This window comes from Leptospira kirschneri serovar Cynopteri str. 3522 CT (genome assembly GCF_000243695.2).
Classification (GTDB): Bacteria; Spirochaetota; Leptospiria; order Leptospirales; family Leptospiraceae; genus Leptospira; species Leptospira kirschneri.
In genome coordinates, this window is sequence record NZ_AHMN02000010.1 from 103,850 (window position 1) to 124,834 (window position 20,985).

15 protein-coding genes, 2 tRNA genes and 1 pseudogene are annotated in these 20,985 nt (G+C 37.9%); 5 read left to right on the forward strand and 13 right to left on the reverse strand.

The window, feature by feature from the left end; translation table 11 throughout:
* Positions 1 to 16: 16 nt before the first annotated feature.
* The 9 genes from lpxB to LEP1GSC049_RS213930 all read right to left on the reverse strand — a co-directional run bounded on the left by lpxB (position 17) and on the right by LEP1GSC049_RS213930 (position 9,909).
* Positions 17 to 1,321, reverse strand: coding sequence for a lipid-A-disaccharide synthase (gene lpxB, locus LEP1GSC049_RS213970; protein ID WP_016748103.1), 1,305 nt, complete (start codon positions 1,319 to 1,321; stop codon positions 17 to 19).
* A complete protein-coding gene (locus LEP1GSC049_RS213965; protein ID WP_004759607.1) occupies positions 1,275 to 2,123 on the reverse strand; it encodes an LpxI family protein in 849 nt (282 codons plus the stop codon). The genes lpxB and LEP1GSC049_RS213965 overlap by 47 nt, the downstream gene beginning before the upstream one ends.
* A 12-nt stretch (positions 2,124 to 2,135) precedes the next feature.
* Positions 2,136 to 2,378: an FmdB family zinc ribbon protein gene (locus LEP1GSC049_RS213960; RefSeq protein ID WP_004750353.1), complete on the reverse strand. Its 243-nt coding sequence runs from the start codon at positions 2,376 to 2,378 to the stop codon at positions 2,136 to 2,138.
* 38 nt (positions 2,379 to 2,416) lie between these two features.
* Positions 2,417 to 3,850, reverse strand: a complete 1,434-nt coding sequence (locus tag LEP1GSC049_RS213955; RefSeq protein ID WP_016560867.1) for an SH3 domain-containing protein — start codon at positions 3,848 to 3,850, stop codon at positions 2,417 to 2,419.
* A gap of 24 nt (positions 3,851 to 3,874) precedes the next feature.
* Positions 3,875 to 5,443, reverse strand: a complete 1,569-nt coding sequence (locus tag LEP1GSC049_RS213950; protein ID WP_016560882.1) for a TolC family protein — start codon at positions 5,441 to 5,443, stop codon at positions 3,875 to 3,877.
* 267 nt (positions 5,444 to 5,710) lie between these two features.
* Positions 5,711 to 6,586: a succinate--CoA ligase subunit alpha gene (sucD, locus tag LEP1GSC049_RS213945; protein WP_004508512.1), complete on the reverse strand. Its 876-nt coding sequence runs from the start codon at positions 6,584 to 6,586 to the stop codon at positions 5,711 to 5,713.
* A gap of 12 nt (positions 6,587 to 6,598) precedes the next feature.
* A complete protein-coding gene (sucC, locus tag LEP1GSC049_RS213940) occupies positions 6,599 to 7,771 on the reverse strand; it encodes an ADP-forming succinate--CoA ligase subunit beta (RefSeq protein WP_004750381.1) in 1,173 nt (390 codons plus the stop codon).
* An 895-nt stretch (positions 7,772 to 8,666) separates the two neighbouring features.
* Complete coding sequence (locus tag LEP1GSC049_RS213935) at positions 8,667 to 9,311, reverse strand: hypothetical protein (protein WP_004759540.1); 645 nt, start codon at positions 9,309 to 9,311, stop codon at positions 8,667 to 8,669.
* A complete protein-coding gene (locus tag LEP1GSC049_RS213930) occupies positions 9,295 to 9,909 on the reverse strand; it encodes a molecular chaperone DnaJ (RefSeq protein ID WP_004750344.1) in 615 nt (204 codons plus the stop codon). Before LEP1GSC049_RS213930 ends, LEP1GSC049_RS213935 begins: the two co-directional genes overlap by 17 nt.
* Positions 9,910 to 10,010: 101 nt before the next feature.
* Between LEP1GSC049_RS213930 and miaB the strand changes: the two genes are divergently transcribed.
* Genes miaB through LEP1GSC049_RS213915 form a run of 3 tightly spaced genes read left to right on the forward strand, consistent with a single transcriptional unit; the run spans position 10,011 to position 14,129 of the window.
* The gene (gene miaB / locus LEP1GSC049_RS213925; protein WP_004760212.1) at positions 10,011 to 11,360 is read left to right on the forward strand and encodes a tRNA (N6-isopentenyl adenosine(37)-C2)-methylthiotransferase MiaB; all 1,350 of its coding nucleotides are present in this window, start codon (positions 10,011 to 10,013) and stop codon (positions 11,358 to 11,360) included.
* Positions 11,357 to 13,261 carry an LptF/LptG family permease gene (locus LEP1GSC049_RS213920; RefSeq protein ID WP_004750414.1) on the forward strand — a complete coding sequence of 635 codons (1,905 nt, stop codon included), beginning with the start codon at positions 11,357 to 11,359 and terminating at the stop codon, positions 13,259 to 13,261. Before miaB ends, LEP1GSC049_RS213920 begins: the two co-directional genes overlap by 4 nt.
* Before the next feature lie 40 nt (positions 13,262 to 13,301).
* Positions 13,302 to 14,129, forward strand: a complete 828-nt coding sequence (locus LEP1GSC049_RS213915) for a hypothetical protein (RefSeq protein WP_004750819.1) — start codon at positions 13,302 to 13,304, stop codon at positions 14,127 to 14,129.
* Positions 14,130 to 14,348: 219 nt separating this feature from the next.
* Here LEP1GSC049_RS213915 and LEP1GSC049_RS213910 read toward each other — a convergent pair.
* The 4 genes from LEP1GSC049_RS213910 to LEP1GSC049_RS213895 form a co-directional block, all read right to left on the reverse strand.
* Positions 14,349 to 14,423, reverse strand: a tRNA-Glu gene (locus LEP1GSC049_RS213910).
* Between the two features lie 17 nt (positions 14,424 to 14,440).
* Positions 14,441 to 14,513, reverse strand: a tRNA-Lys gene (locus tag LEP1GSC049_RS213905).
* Positions 14,514 to 14,586: 73 nt separating this feature from the next.
* The gene (locus tag LEP1GSC049_RS213900) at positions 14,587 to 15,864 is read right to left on the reverse strand and encodes an adenylosuccinate synthase (RefSeq protein WP_016560876.1); all 1,278 of its coding nucleotides are present in this window, start codon (positions 15,862 to 15,864) and stop codon (positions 14,587 to 14,589) included.
* A gap of 37 nt (positions 15,865 to 15,901) precedes the next feature.
* Entirely contained in the window at positions 15,902 to 16,936 is a 1,035-nt protein-coding gene (locus tag LEP1GSC049_RS213895) for an ATP phosphoribosyltransferase regulatory subunit (protein ID WP_004750825.1), read from the reverse strand.
* A 293-nt stretch (positions 16,937 to 17,229) separates the two neighbouring features.
* Here LEP1GSC049_RS213895 and LEP1GSC049_RS02000000224705 point away from each other — a divergent pair.
* Both LEP1GSC049_RS02000000224705 and LEP1GSC049_RS213890 read left to right on the forward strand, forming a co-directional pair.
* Positions 17,230 to 19,240: pseudogene (locus tag LEP1GSC049_RS02000000224705) on the forward strand (1-acyl-sn-glycerol-3-phosphate acyltransferase).
* A gap of 208 nt (positions 19,241 to 19,448) precedes the next feature.
* Positions 19,449 to 20,582, forward strand: a complete 1,134-nt coding sequence (locus LEP1GSC049_RS213890; RefSeq protein WP_016560885.1) for an aromatic ring-hydroxylating oxygenase subunit alpha — start codon at positions 19,449 to 19,451, stop codon at positions 20,580 to 20,582.
* Positions 20,583 to 20,985: the final 403 nt, after the last annotated feature.

Genomic DNA, 20,985 nt, shown 5'->3' on the forward strand with positions numbered 1-20,985 from the left:
GTTTCAAAACAAAATTCTAAGTTTCTATTTGCTGTTCTGGGTTTCCGGATTCCTGGGTGGTCTTTTTTGTAATTCCTTTGATCAATTTTGTAATTTCTCTGGAAGCGTATCTGGATGAATTTTCACTGCCCAAGGCATCTTTCACTTTGCGAACGTCTTCGATTGTTTTATTTCTATACTTTTTGTTTTCTAAAAGCGCCAGAGTTTCCTCGACGATATTGTTCGGAGAACATTCCGCTTGAACCAGTTCTCTGCAAATTTCTTGACCGGAAAGAATATTTACAAGACCGATATGAGGAGTTTGGATAAAAAGAGAGCCGATTATGTAAGTGAACATGCTTACTTTGTAAAGTATAACCATCGGCTTTTCGAAATAAGCAACTTCTAATGTAGCGGTTCCGGAAGCGACTAAAACCAGGTCCGAGGCTTCGATTGCACGTAGTGAACGGTCGAATAGATATTCAATTGTTAAGTTTGGAAATTTGGATTTGGCGAGTTCTATTTTTTCTAAAATAAAAACTTCTTCTTTTTGATTGATGTTTGGTAAAAGAAAACGAATTTTCTTATTATCATTTTCATAATGATTCGAAAGTTGGCCCGCGGATTGCAAAAGATCATTTAAGATTCTTCTAATTTCACCACTTCTGGAACCAGGCATCAAAGTGATTGTAAAATGAAATTGAGTTTTGTTTTCCGGTTCCGGAATGACCGCTTCTTTACGGATTTTTTCTCTTAAACGAACTGCAAGAGGATGACCTACAAATTCACAGGGAACGCCGTAACGATCGTAGATTTGTTTTTCAAAAGGAAATAAAACTAACATCAAATCGATGTTATCTCGGATCGTATAAATCCGATCGAACTTCCAGGCCCAAAGTTGGGGAGACACATAAAAGATAACCGTAATTCCTAGTTTTTTCAACTCTTTGGCAAGACGAAGATTAAAACCTGGGTAGTCGATTAAGATGGCGTGGGAACAATTTTTTTCGACGGCGACGTGGATCAATCTTCCGATCAAGGATTTTAAAAATCTATATTTAAAAAGGATCGCGGAAAAACCGATGATCGAAAGTTCTTCCATGGACTCGATCGAAGTAAAACCTTCTTCGATCATTCTCTCTCCACCTACTCCGAAGGTTTCCAAATCGGGAAAGTTTTTTTTGAGTTCTCGAATGAGTTCACCACCCAGAAGATCTCCCGAATGTTCTCCGGCCAACATTAGAATTTTTGGATCTTCTTTTTTGGTCGTAACTACGCCCACCCGAGACGGTTGGCTACCGGATTTTTTGGATTGTAGAGTTGATTTTTTTAAGGTTGCCACTTCCGATACTCAAAATATTGATTTTAAATTTTTCTGCAAGGTTAATAAATTCTTTTGGATGAACGATGATCGTTTCACCTGTTCTAAGCGCTAAGGTTCCGCAGTTGTTTTCATACATCGTTTTTAAAGTGTTCTCGCCGACTGTGGGAAGATCGAAACGATGATCTTGATCCGGTTTTGAACTTTTACAAACGGTCGCCTTTCCTTTTTTGGCAAAAGAGCCACCTCTACAAATTGCAAGGTCGGTGCCTTCCACCGCTTCGACTGCAAGAACCGATTTATCTAAAACGACTACTGTCTGACCAATGTCCAAACCGGCCATCTTTTCGGCGTAATCCATTCCAAAGGCGATGTCTTCCAATTCTTTTTGAGTCAAAGGTTTTTTAGTAAACCTACCTTCCGGAAGAAATAGGGATTGAAGAAAAGTTTTTTGAGAAATGATCGCGATTTTTTCTTTAGCAAATTCGTCGGCAACGGTTTTAAAAATGGAATAATCGTGTCTGTTGATCATTCTGGCGAGAAGTGCTATTGCCTTCAGATCAAATTTCAAATTTTTGAATATAATCTCTTTCTTAACTTTGCCAAGTAGAAGTAATCGATCTACGTTGTGTCGTTTGCATAACTTCAGAAGAGTTCCAATTTTTACGATATGAATTGGAATGTTTCGATCTTCGTATATTCCAACGTGGAAATCGGATTCGATGATGGAAAAAAAAATAGGGTCTTCACCCGCCGCGAGAGCTTCTTTCATACCGATATGAGGGAGTTCTCCCGCACCGGCAAGAATACCTAGTTTTCCCAAACTAAAAACCCGTCAATCCGAGGAAGAGGTAGCGGAAGAAGTCGTAGAAGACGATTCTCCGGAGCCGCTCTTTTTATAATCGGTCACATAAAAACCGGTTCCTTTAAAGATGATTCCCGAACCGTTGGAAATCATCCTTTCCACTTCCCCTTTTTTACCACAGAGATGACAATCTTTGATTGGATCGTCTTTCATGGAATGGAATTGTTCGAAAACTTGACCGCAGGCTTTGCATTTATAGTCGTATGTCGGCATGGATTATCCTTTATTAGAATATTCTAAATTACTATTGCTCATGGAATAAATTTAAGTTGAAAGACGCTTAAATTGGAATCACCGTTTTCCCTAGCCATAGGAAGACAAAACCTCCATCGTATTCCGGAAGTAGGGTCTATTGTATTTAAAGAATCAATTCCGGAAAGGGCCATTTTTTCGGAAACGATCAAACCGGCTTGGAAACCGGAAGAGCCGTTTTGAACATTTAGGCGAAATCTTCTTTTGGAAAAATTGTCTCCGGTAATATATCGGTTTCGGTTGATAGAAATGCTTTCTTTGTCCATTTCTATTTCGAAAGTTTTACGTAGATCTCCGGGAGGACCGGCTAACAATGTAAAGACGGGAATCGTTTCGTCTCCTTCTAAAAAAGAAACGTAAAATTCTAAATCTCGGAAAGGTTCATCCACGGAACGGCAAATTAGATCGTATTTACTTTTGGAGGAATGTAGAACCATTCCTGAATCTCCGTCTAACGCGATTTTTTCGGTGGGATGATATTCTCCCTGAAATCCATTTGGAGGAGAAGATTCTTTCCAGGACTCAAAATCCCAGACAGGAGAACGGTCTAAAGCGCGGAAATATTCTTCCATCGTTTGAGAGATAGAAAGATCCGAAGAAACGTTTTTTAAAAAACCGGAAAAGATCCAACCTACGTTTCCGTTTCTCAGATCTACAATTTGGTTCCAACTTCCTCTTTTACCGGCTATCGTTTCGGTTCGTGAATCTCTATCGAGTATAAAAACGGTTTCTCCACCTTTGAACTGAAACGAAATCGGATTTTCGGTTCCGGGACCGGTTCTAACGTTTAGATTTTTTCCTTCGATTATCGCCTTACTACCATTAAACGGAGAATCTTCTTTTCCGGAAAAGTATTCTAACAATTTAGAAAGTTTAGATCTGCCGTTTTCATTCAATTCTTTTGCAGAACCCGCGGAAAGAGACTTGAGCAAGGCCTGATTGTATTCGTTGTAGAGTGGAAGTGGATTGGATGAAATTAGTTTCACTAAATATTTGGAAAGAACGTCTACGGTTTCGTATTCCGCGCCTAGATATAATTTTTTACAAAGTGCTCTCGTTTTAAGAAAGGAACCTTCCGGTAAAAAGGAAAAAAATCTATCTTCGAATGTAAAGATCGTTCTTCCCCCTACCTCTCTTTTAAAAAATTTAAGTCCTGATTTTTCCGCAAACCTGGAGGCTACTTTTTCTCTTTTTTCAGAAGGAACGGTTAAAAGATAGAAGTTAAATTCTGAGAGTGACATAGAAGCGTAGGAATAGTCTTCTAAGTCCGGATCTTTTTTGCTTAGAACTTCTAAAACTACGTCTTCCCAATTCGATTTAGAAAAGTTTTTATAAACGGAATCGGTTTTACGAGTAAGAACTTTCCAAACAAGAAAACCGAATAAAATGGAAGTGAAGATAAGACCGAGGACTACAAAAAAACTCTTTCTCAATTCCTACCCTCGGTTTTGGGAATATCAATCTAAATGCGGAATTAGTTTATCTCTATCCACTTGAAAACGTTCCATCAAAGCGTTTTTAGAGAGATAATAGCGCAACAAATCGATGTTAAAGTTTACTTTTGCCTGAGTCAGTCTGAGTTGATCTTGAACGTGTGTGTCTAACGCGTTTTTCACGGCAACCGCGTCCGCTCTACCTTGACGAAAACTTCTTAAAACCCCGTTGTAGTAGTTTGCGGTTTCTCTTTCAGTGATGATATTGTTTTTATAAATTCTGTGACTTGCTTCTAAAGCTTCAATTCTAGTTTTTACGTCGTCTCTTACTTCGTTTTTAAGCTCGTCTTCTTTGAGAGTCGCTTGACGCATCCCTATATTTGCGTCTCGAACACCCGCGTAGATTCCTTTATCCGCGATCGGATAAACAAAATTGACTTGCCCGGTCCATTCTTTATACTTTGCGGTTGTGATTCCTTGGTTGGTGTCGTTATAATTGTCTTGGGGAGAAATGATATTCTGAGCCTGACTTGCACCGGTTCCGGAAAGAGTCAGAGTAGGAAGACGATCGTTATTCGCGTTTTTTAAAGCCGCTTCTGCGATTTCTTTTTGTTTGAGAGCGTTTAAGAAGTCTGCTCTGTGTTTATAAGCATATTCTAAATCTTTTGTATATTCCGGTTTTTCTGTTAGTTCTTCTAAAAGATTTGTTTCTTCGGAAAGTGTAGTATCGTCCGGAATTTTAAGAGAACGGATAAGTTTGCGTTTTGATTCTTCTTTTTGAACCTGAGCGGTTTCTAATTGGTTTTGTGCTTGAGCCAGGAGAGCGTTCCACTGATTGACTTCAAAACTTTCAGAAAGTCCGAGGCTTTGTTTACGAGCGGTAAGATTGCGAATGTTTCTAGTGTTCTCAACGAGTTGTTTGTATGTTTTAACTGCTTGTGTTTTGATCGAATAGTCCCAGAAGTCTACGAGTGATTCTACGATCACTGAGGAAATCTGTTGTGATACTTGGTTTTTTACGATTTCCGCTTGGGATTCTAAAATCTTAACTTCGTTTCTACCTTTATATCCAAATGAGTTTTTCAGTAAGTCTTGGCTGATGGTAGCTCTTACAAATCCTGTATAAAGTGGAGGAATTCCTAAAGAACTAAATCCGGCTGGTGTGGTAGAAGGATTTTCAAATGCGTTCGAGTCGAATCTTCTGCTTCCGGCTTCTACCTTGAAATAAGTTCCAGTCGTTTGAAGAATCTTTTCGATTCCACCTTTGATAGTATCATCCGAAATTTTTGTTCCTGTAGAAAAGTTTGCTTGGTTAAAAGGAAGGATGGACTGACTGGATCTTCCGTCTGCTACTAATCTCCAAGAATATTTAGAGTCGTTTTTTAGAAAGTTCGTATCCGATTTTGCAAGTTCATAACGAAGGTTCTGAAGGTTATAATTACTTTCTAACGCGCGTTTGACGGTTTCTTCCGTGGTGAGTTTGAGAGTGGAACCTTCTGCAAAAAGTGTAGAAGATAGAAAAATCAAATTGCCTAAAAGAAATAGTGACAATTTTAGAATTCTTTGTTTCCAATTTTTAAACTTGTTTTCCATTTTGAATCTCCTTACTTTCTCTCAAACACTTTTGTTAAACCATTCCGAATTTGGACCTAGTTTTCTGTTTTTGATCCAGTAAACTTTAGTTTTGCACCACTCTAGAAAGAATCAATCCCACTTCCTCAAATACTGTCAAGCTAAGATACAAAGTAAAGAGGTCGAAAACTTTACTTATACTTTTAACAGCCCCATCTTTGAAAACCATCTTAAAAAAGCCGGAGAAATTCTTATTTCTTTTAAAATAGATCTCAAATCGGACAAAAATTAACCCAGAGCTTTCTTCATTTTTTCTCCAACTTCTGCAATGGATTGGCAAACTTGGATGCCTGCTTCCTGCATTGCTTTCATCTTAGAAGTTGCAGTTCCTAAACCACCACTGATGATTGCTCCCGCGTGTCCCATTCTTTTGCCAGGAGGTGCGGTTTGGCCCGCGATAAAACCTACCACGGGTTTTTTGACGTGATTTTTGATGTATTCTGCGGCTTCTTCTTCCGAAGTTCCGCCGATTTCACCGATCATCACGATTCCTTTTGTTTCAGGATCTTCGTTTAACAATTTAATCGCTTCTGTGTGGTTCATACCGGGAACGGGGTCTCCTCCGATTCCGATACAAGTGGATTGCCCCAGACCTTGTTTTGTGATCTGAGCCACCGATTCATACGTCAAGGTTCCGGAACGGGAAACGATTCCCACGCTACCTGGACTGTGGATAAAACCTGGCATGATCCCGAGTTTTTGTTTTGCACGAGGAGTGATCACTCCGGGACAATTAGGACCTACTAGTTTTGTTTTTGAATTTCGAAGTACACTGTAAACCTTCAACATATCGTGGGTCGGAATTCCTTCCGTGATACAGATTACGAGAGGAAGTTCAGCGAGAATTCCTTCTAAGATTGCGTCCGCTGCAAATGCGGGAGGAACAAAAATGACCGCTGCGTTTACACCTTCGTTTTTAATGGAATCCTGGATCGTGTTGAAAACCGGAACCTTGTCTTCCCATTTGCTTCCACCTTTACCGGGAGTAACTCCGGCTACGACCTTTGTGCCGTAAGCGAGCATTTGAGTCGCGTGGAAAGAGCCTTCTTTACCGGTGATTCCTTGAACTACAACTTTTGTATTTTCATCTACTAATACTGCCATGTATATTCTCTCTTACCCAATCAGTTTGGCAATGGTACTTGCCGCTTCTCGGAGATCATCTACTCCGGTAATTTTCAGTCCGCTTTTGTTGAGCACTTCTCTTCCCAGTTCCGAGTTGGTACCTTGAAGACGAACCACAAGAGGAACTTTGAGATCCACTGCTTTAGCCGCTTCTATAATTCCTTCGGCGACCATATCACAACGAACGATCCCGCCAAAGATATTTACGAAGATTCCTTTTACGTTTGGATCCCCTAAAATAATTTTGAATCCGTTGGTTACTGTGGTTTTGTTAGCTCCACCGCCTACGTCCAAGAAGTTCGCGGGTTCTGCACCTGCGAGTTTTACGATGTCCATAGTCGCCATCGCGAGTCCCGCTCCGTTGACCATACAACCTATATTCCCGTCTAACTTGACGTAGTTGAGATTAAATTCGGAAGCTTGAACTTCGAGTGGATCTTCTTCGGTGATGTCTCTGAATGCAGCGTTGTCCGTGTGTCTGTAGAGAGCGTTTTCGTCGAGGTCGATTTTACAATCTCCAGCGATGATTTCATTCTGCTTGGTAAGAATGAGAGGATTGATTTCTAACAGAGAAGCATCTTCTTTGATATAAGCTTCATAAATCGCTGCGAGAAGACTTTGGAAAGATTTGTGAGATTCAGTCGGAAGTCCGAGATCGAAAGCGAGTTGTCTGGCTTGGTTTACTTGCAGTCCGATTCCGGGATCGATTGCAATTTTTAGAATCTTTTCTGGATGAGTTTCCGCGACTTCTTCGATTTCCATCCCACCTTCTGTAGAAGCCATGATGATGGTTTTACGGATGGAACGATCGAGTAGGATACTCAGATAGTATTCTTTAGCAATATCAATTCCTTGTTCCAGATATACTTTGAGGACTTTTTTTCCTTCGGGTCCGGTTTGGGGAGTGATGAGCTGCATGCCTAGAATTTTATCTACGGCGGCGATAGAGTCTTCTTTGGTTTTAGTTACTTTGACCCCGCCGCCTTTTCCCCGCCCTCCGGCGTGAATTTGAGCTTTTACGACTACGACGGAACCACCCGTTTTAGAGGTAACTTCGTCATGGGCTTTGGAAGCGTTTTCTTTTTTATCGACTACGACTCCAAAAGGAACGTTGGCTTTGTGCCTTCTCAGGATTTCTTTTGCCTGATACTCGTGAATTTTCATGAATTAACCTTAGTTCAGTGCTTTGATAAGATGATAATTTACTCGAAATAGATACTGTTTTCGGTGCGAACTTTGGTGTCAGTAAAAAATTGGATCCTGGATTTTCTCTTTCTGATCCAGTAGAAATTTAGAAAATGTCCGTTCTTCAATTTGCTGAATGGAAAAACGGCTTCTTTTTTGTTTTGTGAGGTAAGTGAGAAGTTCTCGCTTGAAAGTTGTAATACGCCTTGTTTTACAAAACGTATAATCCGTTGTTTTTCTAAGAAATTATTTAAAGATCTTAAAAGGTGAAAGATAATCTTTTAGAAATTTCTAATAAAATGCTGAAGTTCTCACAGAAACCGTCGTTGCCGTAAGTTTACGAACTTTTAGTGCTCTTCTTTATCAGAGATTTTTAAGTTTTGAGAAAAACTCTAAAAAGAAACGGAAGAAATTTAATTTTTCAACAAATCGAATCGAAAAGAATACGTTTTTCTAAAAATAGTAGTTCCGGCTTTTCTCAAACAAGGAGAAAGTAAGCGAAGCTTATCTAATTTGAGAATAAGTAGATCCATTTTCGGCGTCTCGCAAAGTGAGAGTTCCCACGTTTTAAGAATTATCGGTAAAATTGATGTTTGTGGTTTTCTCGCGCGGAAAACTAAAAGAGTCTATTCCAAAACCGTCCAATGCGCGGGGACTCATACAGAAAAGATAATAACAAAAGAATGCTAAAAACTATACATCTGTGGGAACTAACACAGAATTCACATTAGAGTCGTTGAAAGTGTAGATTAACAAAACTGTTTCAATCGACCGTTAGAAGTAGATGGAGAATTTATTTTTCAAAAACTCTATGATTAAAATGTAAACTAAGATTGATTGGGTTCTTTATTATGTAGTTCTTGAGTAAAAAAATTCAAAGGTAGGGCTCCAAGTATTTTTTACCTTGTAGATGGCTTGGAAAAAAAATCGGAAATTTTTTACCGGTTTGTGCTCTGGATCTTCTATAAGATTTGGAAGAATTCCAGAATGTTTCATATTCTGAATCCAAACGAAAAAGAAGTTTTTCCCAAAAGATAAAATGAGAGTCAATAAATTCTTGACGAATGTCTTTAGCTCTCAATGTAAGTGGACATTTGCCTGTGAATTCTTTCATAAATACTAAACCGACTAAAACTCCTCTGGTATCTAAATAAGGTTCTAGTGGAAAGGTTCTACAACTGATAGAACGATTGTCTCTTTCGCAAAATTGGATTCCTTTACATTCACAAAATAGAGTCTCTTTAGAATCATACTCTGCAAGCATCTTCTTATCGACTTCCGTTTCCGGTTTCCAAACTTTCCAAAGGTCGGTTCTTTTTTTTAACATAGAAAATTCGGAAGCGTATAAAGTAGGAACTGCGTTATCCGCAATACAACAAAATGGAATTCCATCGTTGTCTGGTTTGCATAATTCTCCACAATCGAACTCGGTTAATTCCTCTTGGAGTAATGAATAATAATAGGAAATTTCATCTTCGGCGATATGTTTAGGATCGTTTTTCTTAGTTATCGTTTTCAATAGATGCGGTTCTCCGGTTCGGTGCGATTTTGGTTTTTTTCGAACTTAGAATTTTACGAAAGATTGCATATCCTAAAAATAGAATTCCGGAAGAACAAAGTATTCCCCACTTTCTGTAAAACAATTCAAGGTTAGGAGAAAGAAAATGGTTTTTTTGTGCCAATGCCATGAAAAGAGCAAAAATCGTTAAGAGAGAAAATGCGCTTAGAAAAAATAATACTGTGATTCTTAGATTTTTTAGAGTAGTTTCTAAATCTCTTTTAAATTCTAAAAAGCGAGAATAGAACTCTTTCGTTTCTTCTCCTTCGGACAATTTCTGCACGTTATAAAATGATTCGAACTCTTCCGGGACCTTGGTAGTATCTAAAAGTAGGAATTCATAATTTAGTGTTTTATCGTATTCTTCTCTTGCTTCTGGAGAACTTAATGTTAAGTAGGCTCTAATCCCTTCTTCTCGATCCAATTCTCTGGATGGGTTCCAAGGATCTGACTCCAACTTTTCTAAATAGTTTTGAAAAGCGGATTCAATTTTTTTTAGGTCGGAATTACGAGAAACCTCTAGAAGTTGATAGTAGTCCGGTTTTGTATTTACTGCCATAAAGATTCTGGAACGTAGGGTTTTTTGCTTCTTAAAACCCTGATTTTCCTATCTATGGAAAACCCCTTTACAGTCCGTCCTGCAAGCAGAAATTCAGTTCTATGAGCGTTCTGGAACAGGAAAAAAAGTCAGGAAAAGTCTATATCGAGACTTATGGCTGTCAGATGAATGAATATGACTCTGGGATCGTTTCCAGTTTAATGAAAGACGCAGAGTATTCTGCCTCTTCCGACCCCGAGAATTCCGACATTATTTTCTTAAACACCTGTGCGATCCGGGAAAACGCTCATGCAAAGATTTACAACCGGCTTCAATCCTTAGGATATTTGAAAAAAAGAAATCCGAATCTGGTAATTGGGGTTTTAGGTTGTATGGCTCAGAATTTGGGAGACGACCTATTTCATCAGGAACTTCCCTTGGATTTGGTCGTAGGACCGGACAATTATAGAAGTCTTCCAGAACTTATCCAAAGAATTCGGGGAGGAGAAAATTCGATTTCTCTAACTCGTCTTTCTAAAATTGAAACCTATGACGAAATAGAACCTAGGGTAGTCAACGGAATCCAAGCTTTCGTTACGATCATGAGAGGTTGTAATAATTTTTGTACTTTTTGCGTGGTTCCTTATACTCGAGGAAGGGAAAGAAGTAGAGATCCTAAAAGTATCGTTCGAGAAGTTCAGGATCTAGTGCAAAAGGGAATTCGTCAAGTAACCCTTCTTGGACAAAATGTAAATTCCTACAAAGAACAAGACACGGATTTTGCGGGTTTGATCCGGATGCTTTTAGATGAAACTTCCATCGAAAGAATTCGTTTTACTTCCCCCCATCCGAAAGATTTTCCGACACATCTACTTCAATTGATGTCTGAGAATCCACGTTTTTGTCCGAACATTCACCTTCCTTTGCAAGCCGGAAATACTAGAGTTCTAGAAGAAATGAAACGTTCTTATTCCAAAGAAGAATTTTTAGACGTAGTCAAAGAAATTAGAAATACCGTTCCCGATGTTGGAATTACGACAGACATCATCGTAGGTTTTCCGAATGAAACGGAAGAGGAATTTGAGGACACTCTTGCGGTCGTTCGGGAAGTCCAATTTGATATGGCATTCATGTTCAAGTATTCCGAAAGAGAAGGAACGATGGCTCAGAGAAAACTTCCGGATAACGTTCCCGAAGAAGTGAAGTCTGCAAGACTTACCAAACTAGTAGATCTACAAACTTCAATTTCTCATGAACAGAACCGCGCCCGGATCGGAAGAGTATATTCCATTTTGATTGAGAACATTTCCCGTAAGTCGGAAAAACAACTTTGTGGAAGAACCCCTTGCGGAAGAATGACGGTGTTTCCTCTTCCGGAAGGAACAAACGCTTTCGATAGGATCGGTTCTACGGTTTCTGTCCAAATCGAAAGTGCAACCAGTGCGACCCTCAAAGGAAGGATCGTTGTTTGAAGGATGGCGACAATCGCAAGAAGACTTCTGCTAAAAAGTCGACTGCGCGCGCGTCCTCAAAACAAACAAATTCTTCTGAAAACGATCCTAAGACAAAAAAAGTTTTTTCTTCTAAGAAAAATCAAGACGACTCACCTAACAAACAAATAACGAAATCCAAAAAAGATTCAGATTTTTCTGATTCTAAAAAAAAATCAGATTCTTCGCCTAACAAAAAAGACACGAAGACTAAAAAGGAAGTAGATTCATCATCATCTTCTTCTTTAAATAAAAATAATTCGGGTGTGGCAAACTCCGGAAAGGACTTAAGGACCGTTCGTTTGAGCAGTGTGGAAGATCTTCCACCCGGTTTTACAGTTCATACTGACAAACGTAAATTTTACATGGTCGTTCCGATTTTAGATCGGTATATTTTAAGAGAGATTCTTTCTCCTTTTTTAGTATCTCTTGCGTTTTTTACCATGGTATATATGGTTCTTGCGCTTCAAAAGATGATCGGTTTGTTTGTGGGAAAAGGAGTGGATCCTTTTCGACTTTTGGATTATTTCGGTTATCTTCTTGCAAACACTCTTCCTATGACCATTCCGATGGCTTGTCTTATGAGTGGAATCATGGCGGCTGGAAGGCTTTCCGGAGATTCTGAGATCACCGCGATTCGTTCCGCGGGAGTCAGTTTCCCTAGAATCTATATTAACTTTCTTGCATTTGGTTTCGTTATGGCTTTGTTAGTTGGTTATCTGAATTTTTATCTTTCTCCAGAAAATACTAGAAAGATGAACGAGTTCAACAAATGGGTTCTTGCATACAATCCTCTTCTTGCCATTACTCCAGGACAATTCAGTGGAGATAAAACCCAGGATCTTTTTGAAAAAAGAGCCAGAACCATGTATACCGAGGGAATGAATTCTAACACAGGAGAACTTAAAGGAGTTCAGATTCGGGAGTGGGAAATTTTTTTAGAGGGAAACGAATACTTTCATATCGGTGGAAAAATGATCCCTATGGGCGGTTCTAGAATCATACAGATCATCAACGCCGCTAAAGGGAATCTCGTGGAAAAACTAGGTCCTGATGGGGAATATGAAAAATCAATTCGTCTTAAAGATGGTTGGATTTTGGAGTGGAGCGACGATCGAAAGACATTTTCCATAACCGATTTCAGAAATGGAGAAATGGATTATAATATTCCTAAAGGAAAAGAGAAAAAAACTTTGGAGTTAAACGTAAAGCCGGAAACATTTTCTATGCCGGTTCTATTTCAAATTCGTAATAATATAGAAAGTGAGGGACTTGAAAAAATTCCAGGACTGGAAACCCTACAAGAGATGGGAGTTCAGATCAAAGGTTTAATCGGACTAAAACAAATGGTGGAGCAGATGAAAATCGAGCTCGCTATGGGAGCGGCTAACGGAACTTTGACTCCGGATCAGATGACTCAACAATATTCCGTTTTGACTCAGTTGATGGCTTTGATGCAACAGGGAAAAAAGGTTTTAACTGATTTTAATGTGGAGATTCACAGAAGAATTGCGATGCCTATTTCTTGTTTGATTTTTTTCTTTATCTCTTTTCCTCTAGGGCTTGTTGTTAAACGTTCCGGAAAGGGGATGAGTTTTACACTTGCAGTCGTTTTTTTAATGATCTATTTTACGTTTTTCACTTTAGGAAGTACGATTTCTTATAACGATAAGATTCCCGATTGGATCGGTCCCTGGAGTGCTAACATCCTAATCGCTCTTTTAAGTATCAACATCATGATTAAAAGAACAGATATGGATCTTCCAAAACCGATTCAAAAGATTCTGGATAAAATTTCAGATCTAAAATCAAAATTGACAGAGAGATTTGAAAGTTCAATTATATGGGGAAAGATAAAAAAGATTATAAAAAGAGGTCCCTGAACCTGGAATTATTTTCCAGGTTAGTGTTAGAATGAATACAATGAGTCAAAAAAACGCGATCATTTGGCATATTACTTCGGGGAAGGAATTCCCGATCCAAATTTGGAAACATCCTCGCGTAAACATAGAGTTGAGTAAAGTGCCTTTAGATGGTTTAGGAGCTATCGATCTATTGAAAGCGGATATTCATATCTTCTTTCTTTCCGTTAATTTAAAGGAATGGAACCAGGTTCGAGAATTTATCAGAAAGTTTGAACTTCATCCCTACGCCAGTCTGATTATAATCTACTCCGATGAGGCTGAAAAAATTAAGGGAGTTGTTCCTGAAAACGGTAAAATCGAAGTGTTGGAACATCCGGTTCATCCTAGAAATTTAAGACTTATATTGGATAGAACCATTCAATCCGAATTTTATAAACTCGCCGCAAACGAAATCGGTAACAGTTGTTTGACGAACATAGGATTTTTTGAAGGTGTTTTTGAATTGGCTCAAAAAGAATATAAGGACGCAACAAAAGCTAACGAAGCATTACAAGCCATTTTAGAATTCGAATCCAAGGTCAAAAAGAACAACGAAGAAATCAACAAGGCTTTGGAAAGAGTTAATGAACTCAAGAACAAAGAATTGCTGGCTCTGCATGAACGGTTGAAAGTTTCCGAGATTTTAGATTCTATGAAAACACAGGAATTAAAAGACGCTCTTGATTTTAAAAAGGCAACGGAACAAGCATTGAATTATTCTCATATTGAAGAGATTCAATTGGATAAGATTTTAGAAGCGCAGGATCGACTTTTTGCATATACGGAAAAAGAAATCAAAGATCTAATCGAAGAAAATCGAAATCTGAAAAAACGCTTGGGAATGTAATTAGTTTCCCATAAACAAAATTTAATTTTATTTGTGGGCGAAACTGACTTCTATAAAATCCTAAAATTTAAATTTTTTGAATATTCTATATTCAGAATGTAGTAAGAAGTTTTGATTTCTTGTGTTAGAAATTCAAATTTTGGAGGTTTTAGAAAATTAGAATTTTTTAAAGTATTTTTATCTTATGGAAAGGGTGGTTTACGAAGAGAAATTGAGAAGTGGTACCGCCAAGGGGAATTGAACCCCTGTTCCAAGAATGAAAATCTTGTGTCCTAACCACTAGACGATGGCGGCTAATAAGAACTTATCTTTGAGTCGTCGGGGATTCGAACCCCGGACCCATTCCTTAAAAGGGAATTGCTCTACCAACTGAGCTAACGACTCGAAGCGTTACGAAATACACGATATTTATCGAGTATCGTGGGTCAATCAAAAACGATTAAAAAAACTTCGATTCTTAAAAAGAATCTCCGTGAATCGTATCCTTTCTATCAGGACCGGTTGAAACCAAATTGATTTTCACTCCGATCCATTTTTCCAAAGCAGAAATATAATTTTTACATTTCTCTGGAAGTTTTTGAAATTCACAGATACCTGAAATGTCTGATTTCCATCCTGGAAATTCTTCATAGATCACTTCCACCTTATCCAAACCTTGAGATGGAAAACAATCTAAAGTTTTTCCATTCAGTTTATATCCGGTTGCAACCGGAATCATATCATAGTCGGAGAGAATATCTATCTTTGTCAAAGCGATCGAAGTGATTCCGTTAATCCGAACGGAATGTTTTAACATTTCTACATCGAACCAGCCGCAACGTCTGGGACGTCCCGTAGTCGCTCCAAATTCTCCTCCCTTTTGGCGAAGTTTTTCTCCAGCTTCTCCTAAAAGTTCAGTAGGGAAGGGACCTTCTCCAACCCTCGTGGTATACGCTTTTGTGATTCCGATCACATGTTTTAAATGTTGAAATGGAATTCCGGTTCCGATCAAGGCCCCTCCCGTAGTGGGATTGGAACTAGTCACGTAAGGATAGGTTCCGAAATCTACGTCTAAACCGGTACCTTGAGCCCCTTCCAGAAGAACCCGTTTTCCTTTTTTTAATTCTGTGTCTAAATAATATGCAGTATTTATAATATTCTTTTTGACTTTGGAAAGAAAAAATTTCAAACCTTCGTTAATGTCGTTGTAAGAAACTGGAGGCATTCCGTAGAGTTTGTCTAACTCCCTGTTTTTTTCTTCCACTAAATGTTTTAAACGGGTTTGGTAAGAATCGTCTAAAAGATCTCCTACTCGTAGTCCGGTCCTCATCATTTTATCCGCGTAACAGATCCCGATTCCTTTTTTAGTGGTTCCTATCTTGTGTTCTTGGCTGAGAGTAGTTTCTCTTGCGGAATCGATCTGAGAATGATACGGAAATAGAAGATGACAAGCATCACTTAACAAGAGTTTGTCGAAGACTGGAAATCCTTCTTTTTGAAGACGATCACATTCTTCTATAAAAAAAAGAGGATCTAATACAACTCCATTTCCGATCACACAGATCGTTTGGTCGTAGATCACTCCCGAAGGAACCAAATGAAACACGTATTTTTTTCCGTGAACTACAACCGTATGTCCCGCGTTTGCTCCACCTTGATAACGAACGATGATGTCCGTGTCCTTGGAAAGAAAATCGATTACCTTTGCCTTTCCTTCATCTCCCCATTGGGTCCCTACTACTAACGATGCGGGCATAATTTTTCCTCGAATGAATGTTTGGTATGAATACGTATCATGATGGAAGATTGAAAAAAGGAGTTTGTAAAGAGGATTCTAAAACATTTACCATAAGCGCGTAACCGCTCGCGTTTTTTTGTACCCCGGAAAACATTTCGTAGAGATGATCATAGGTTCCTCCGGTTAAAACCGGATCGGGAGAATCTTGCAGATAACCTTGGAAAACAAAACCGGTATAATAGTTCAGATCTCTCAAAAGGGAAAAATCGATACAAAGATCTATCTTTCTTTTTTTAGATTCCCAAGAATTGAAGATCCAGTATGTTTCTTCAAGAATCGAACTTAAACTTTTTTGAAGATTTTTAGAAAGTGAATTTATATTGAGAGAATTTTTCAAAGAATCCAGATCAAAATTTAAAACTAAGGAACTTAATAAACGAATCAAAGTGGTATGATTCTTTTTTTCTCCGAAAATTTCATCGATCTCGTTTACGTTTTTTTGATAGAGTAATTTAGAAAGAATTTCGATTTCATTTTGTTTGAGTTCGAACTCTTTTACGATGGATTGAAACAGATTTACGTTTCCTAAAACAAGAGTCAGTTTGTTTTCAAGAGGAAGTAAGGAAATGATTTCGTCCAGTTCTTCTAAAATTTTGAATGTATTTTCTTTTCCCGAAACTCCGATCGATTCCGCTCCGATTTGTAGCAGTTCTTTACGAGCGACACTTCCTTTTGTGCTTTCTCTGAAAACTCTTCCGATATAAAAGATATTTTGATTTTCTTTTTGGTGGGAAAAACCTGCCATCCCTTTGACTGCTTGAACGGTCAGATCAATGCTGGGAGAAATTTCATTTCCCGAAAGATCTCTGATTCGGAAAAGAGAAGATGAATCTGGGGCCGAAACGGTTTGAATAAAAGTAGAACTATAATCGAATGCGGGTAAGAATACTTCCGAGTACCCTTTTTTTTTAAGAACACCGGATATGGTTTCAAGTAAAGTCCTTCTATACTTGCTATCTTCGGGGCCAAGAAAATGAAATCCGTCAGGGATCCATTTTTTTTGATTAGGTTCTGGAAGATTTTGATTCATGTTTTGGAAAACTTCAGTTCCAATATACAGTTCAAAACCGAGACGTCAGATTTCAAACCTTTTTAAAAAAATAGAATGACAATTCCCCCGCAAACGAATGATTATCAACCGATATAAGTAAACTCTTTCAAAAGGGTTTTTCATCGAATTCTAAAGCCGGTATCAATCTGACTCGAAAATCGATTTCATTCAGAGTTAGCCGCAAACGATTTTGATTTTATGAAATCAATTGGAATACTAAAAGTCTCTTAGAGGCTATTATAAAGAATTTATTTTGGGACAGGTGTGATACGATGGTTGAAAAAGAATCCAGCGTAGGTAAATGGCAGAAAGAATTTTTTGAGAACATTCATCTATTTAAACGTTCCGGAATGACGGAAGACGAAGCCAAAAAAATTCTTCAGAAATTTTTATACCTTTCTTCTGTGACTCCTATGCCTCCGGTTATGGAAGTATTCAAAGAACCGAATCTTCTAGAATCCGTAGGAGTTTACACTTCTCCCGAACAAAGATCTAGAGAATTTATGATGGAGTTTCTTTCTCCGATCATGAAACAATTTACCGTTGAAGGTGTGGAAAATTTAAAAGCGGTAAAACCTTTGATCGGTAAATATCCAGTTACTCTGATTTCCAATCACTTATCTCATTTAGACGCTCCTGCAATTTTTCATCAGTTATACAATTGTTCTCCCGAAGGAAAGTCGATCGCAGAACAACTCGTTTTTATTGCTGGAAGATTGGCGTATGAACCTGACTTTACTAGACTCGGTCTGTATATGTTTGGTACTCTTTTGGTCTGTTCTAAAAGAGATATGGCGGATAATCCCTAGTCTTTCCGATTTGATGACTAAGATCAATATGAGGGCGTTTAGACATTCTCAAAAACTTCAGTCGGAAGGTAAGGTAGTTGCTATTTTTCCTGAAGGAACCAGATCTAGAGACGGTAGGCTGATGCCTTTTGTGGAAACGGTTTATCACTACGTCGCAAATAAAGTTATCATTCCTATTTCTCTGGAAAAAACCGATAAAATTCTTCCTACTACGAGTCTTCTTTTCAATCAGGTAAACGGTAGACTTGTCATCGGCAAACCTGTGTTAGTTGGAGAACTTTCTCGTAAACAGATGGATTCTTTTCCCAAAGAAGTGGAACAACTTCAGTTTCCGGAACACGGAGATAAAAAACAATTTTTGATCGATAACCTGGCTCTTCTTGTTGGTTCTAATCTTAATAAACATCAACACGGAACGTACAGAAATCTTTATAAAGGTGACATTCCTGGTAAAAATATTCTGATTAAAATTCCTAAGGAACCGGAAGAAAAAATTGTAGTGATCGGCGCGAGTAGTATGTCAATTGCTGTCGCTACCCTTTTAGCCAATAAAGATGTTTTGGTCTATTTATATCATCCAGATCAGACGTATACGGAACAATGTAACACCGAAAGAAGAGAATTAAAGTATTATCCTCTTTATAAACTTCCTCCTAATTTAGTTTTTACTTCCGATGCGGAAGTTTTAAAAACTGCTACTTTATTTATTCAAGGTACAAATCCTTGGGAACTCATCAACGTCTATCCAGAAATTCAACCGTATTTAAATAGAAACAAGGCTCCTTTCTTTAATGTGGTAAAAGGTTTTACTAGCACCGGTTTGATTTTAGATGAAGTACAAAACGCTTTCGGTTTAGAGGATGATCGTTTAGGTGTGATCGCCGGAGCTTGTTATCCGGATCAGATCATGGAAAGAAAAATTTCCGGTTTTGAGATAGCGGCGTCTAACGCGACTCTGATTCCGAGAGTTCAGAAACTTTTTACTACTGGGTATATTTTTCCGAGACCTGCTAGAATTCCTACAGACGTCAAAGGTGTTCAGTTAGGCGGAGCTCTTAAGACTATATATGCTCTTGCAATGGGAATTGTAGAAGGTTATTTCACTCAGACTCTAGGTGGTAACGTGGATAATTCTCTTTTTCACTTATCCAATCGTTTTTTTACGGAGATGACTTCGATCGGTACGAAGATGGGTGGTCAGCCCGAAACTTTTTTGGGTCTTTCTGGTTTAACCGACTTTATGCTTTCTTGTTTTGGAACGGATGCAAAGGACAGAAAAACAGGATACGACATTGCTTATGGTTCTTCTTCTGAGAAAATGTCGAATGGATTTTATGGTCTTAAAGTAATGCCTAACCTGATGAAAATTTCTGCTGAAACTCCGGTTCTTTCTGCGGCTTATGAGATCGTAATCAACAAAAAAGATGTAAATCAAATCATCGAGATGTTGGAAGGTAAGCTGGCAAGGGTTTAAAAAATTCTTTCTCGTTTTCTAGCGCCGAACTCACGTTAATTTAAGATTGTAGATTTGATTCAAAAGATAGAATATTCGCAGATTAAAAAATTCTGTTTTTTGAAAATTGCACTTGTTTTCTCTTAGGGAACGGAATTCGTTTTGCGAAACAGTATTTGTTTTCAAAAATCGATTCTCAAAATTAGTATAATAATTGTACGGAAAAAACATGTCTAAAATCAATACGAAAAAAACTCAAAGACCGAAGGGGTTGCCTTTTTCAGATACGATTTTGGATCGATTACGAAAACAATGTGAAATCGGACTTCCTGAAATTTCTGAAATGAAATTTCTACAAACATCCTCTCAAACTAAATTTTCGACGAATCGGTATCAGTGTTCTACTCTCTTTCAACAAGAATTAGATCTACTTAAAAAACGTCCTTATTTAGTGAGTTTTAGTGATCAAGTTCGTAATCCGGGTGATTTTATTTCCGGAAAATTTTTAGATCGCGAATGGCTTGTTTTGAGAAATGAGAATAAAAATTTACGGTTGTATCGAAACTCTTGTCTACACCGTGGAACAAGACTTGTTTCTAGAGGAAAAACTGGTTCGGTTAGAAAGATTGTATGTCCTTATCATTCATGGACTTACGATCTAGACGGAGATCTGTTGACTAAAGGATGTGAAACAATTCAAGAGAAACTTTATTCCTTTCCTGTTCTTGAAAAAGCAGGTCTTATCTTTTCCGGTTTTACTGAAAACGTTCTAGATTCACTTTCATCACTTTGGGAAGAATGGAAAGTTTACGAATTGGATTCTTACGTTCCTTTTGCAATTCAATCGGAAGAGGGTGCATACAATTGGAAGATAGGAGTGGAGATCTTTTTGGAATCGTATCATATTTCTACGGTTCATAAAAATTCGGTGGCACCCGTGGTCGAAAAAAACGTTTCTATCCTGGATTCTATCGGGGAACATGCAAGAATTCTAATTCCTAATCGAAGTTATAAAAATACTTCTCGACCGACTCGAAAGGATTTGATCATCACCTATTTTCTTTTTCCATCTACGATTCTTATTCTTTTTAGAGATCATTTCGGAATCATCCAGTTCCAACCTATTTCACCAGATCGTACTTTTTGTCTTAGAGCCATTCTGATTCCAGAAAAACCTAAGTCTTCTCGTACTATGCGTTTTTGGGAGGAAAATCGAGAGTTTTTCTTTCGTACTACTTCGGAAGATTTGGGATTGGCACCTGAAATTCAAACCGGTGCCCTTCAAAATGAGTGGATTCAACCTAGTTCTTTCGAACCCGGTATATTTCATTTTCATAATTCTTTAGCAAATGCGTTAATTTGAATATTCGGTAATTGTTGTGGTTTTACAGTATTGCTTACTGCTCGAACGTATAAAAGTAATACTTATAATAGAGTTGTTGAAAAATTAATTCTTGATCTGTTTTGTATTGGATTGAATGGACAATTGAAGCAATTTTACGAATTTTCACTATGGAATTTTTCAACAACTCTAATAAACTTATTTCAAAACTTAAAATGTGAGATCTACTTCAAAAAGCTAATCAATTAGAGTTAAATGCAATTGATTGAAAACGTCATATTTTTGATAAAATCGATCTGGAACTTTTACTCATAACTATATAATAAATTCATAATATTTTGCATAGAATCAACGTTTTGTGATAGAATTAACGGTACTCAATTTTATAGAGATCAGTAGTATTATTGAATAGTAACGTGAATTC

Bases quoted from the DNA above. Each gene is read 5' to 3' on its own strand.
- sucC (WP_004750381.1), bottom strand. From the start codon at position 7,771: ATGAAAATTCACGAGTATCAGGCAAAAGAAATCCTGAGAAGGCACAAA.
- LEP1GSC049_RS213930 (WP_004750344.1), bottom strand. From the start codon at position 9,909: ATGGCAGTAAATACAAAACCGGACTACTATCAACTTCTAGAGGTTTCT.
- LEP1GSC049_RS213915 (WP_004750819.1), top strand. From the start codon at position 13,302: ATGAGTCAAAAAAACGCGATCATTTGGCATATTACTTCGGGGAAGGAA.
- LEP1GSC049_RS213950 (WP_016560882.1), bottom strand. From the start codon at position 5,443: ATGGAAAACAAGTTTAAAAATTGGAAACAAAGAATTCTAAAATTGTCA.
- miaB (WP_004760212.1), top strand. From the start codon at position 10,011: ATGAGCGTTCTGGAACAGGAAAAAAAGTCAGGAAAAGTCTATATCGAG.
- LEP1GSC049_RS213890 (WP_016560885.1), top strand. From the start codon at position 19,449: ATGTCTAAAATCAATACGAAAAAAACTCAAAGACCGAAGGGGTTGCCT.
- LEP1GSC049_RS213900 (WP_016560876.1), bottom strand. From the start codon at position 15,864: ATGCCCGCATCGTTAGTAGTAGGGACCCAATGGGGAGATGAAGGAAAG.
- LEP1GSC049_RS213960 (WP_004750353.1), bottom strand. From the start codon at position 2,378: ATGCCGACATACGACTATAAATGCAAAGCCTGCGGTCAAGTTTTCGAA.
- LEP1GSC049_RS213895 (WP_004750825.1), bottom strand. From the start codon at position 16,936: ATGAATCAAAATCTTCCAGAACCTAATCAAAAAAAATGGATCCCTGAC.
- sucD (WP_004508512.1), bottom strand. From the start codon at position 6,586: ATGGCAGTATTAGTAGATGAAAATACAAAAGTTGTAGTTCAAGGAATC.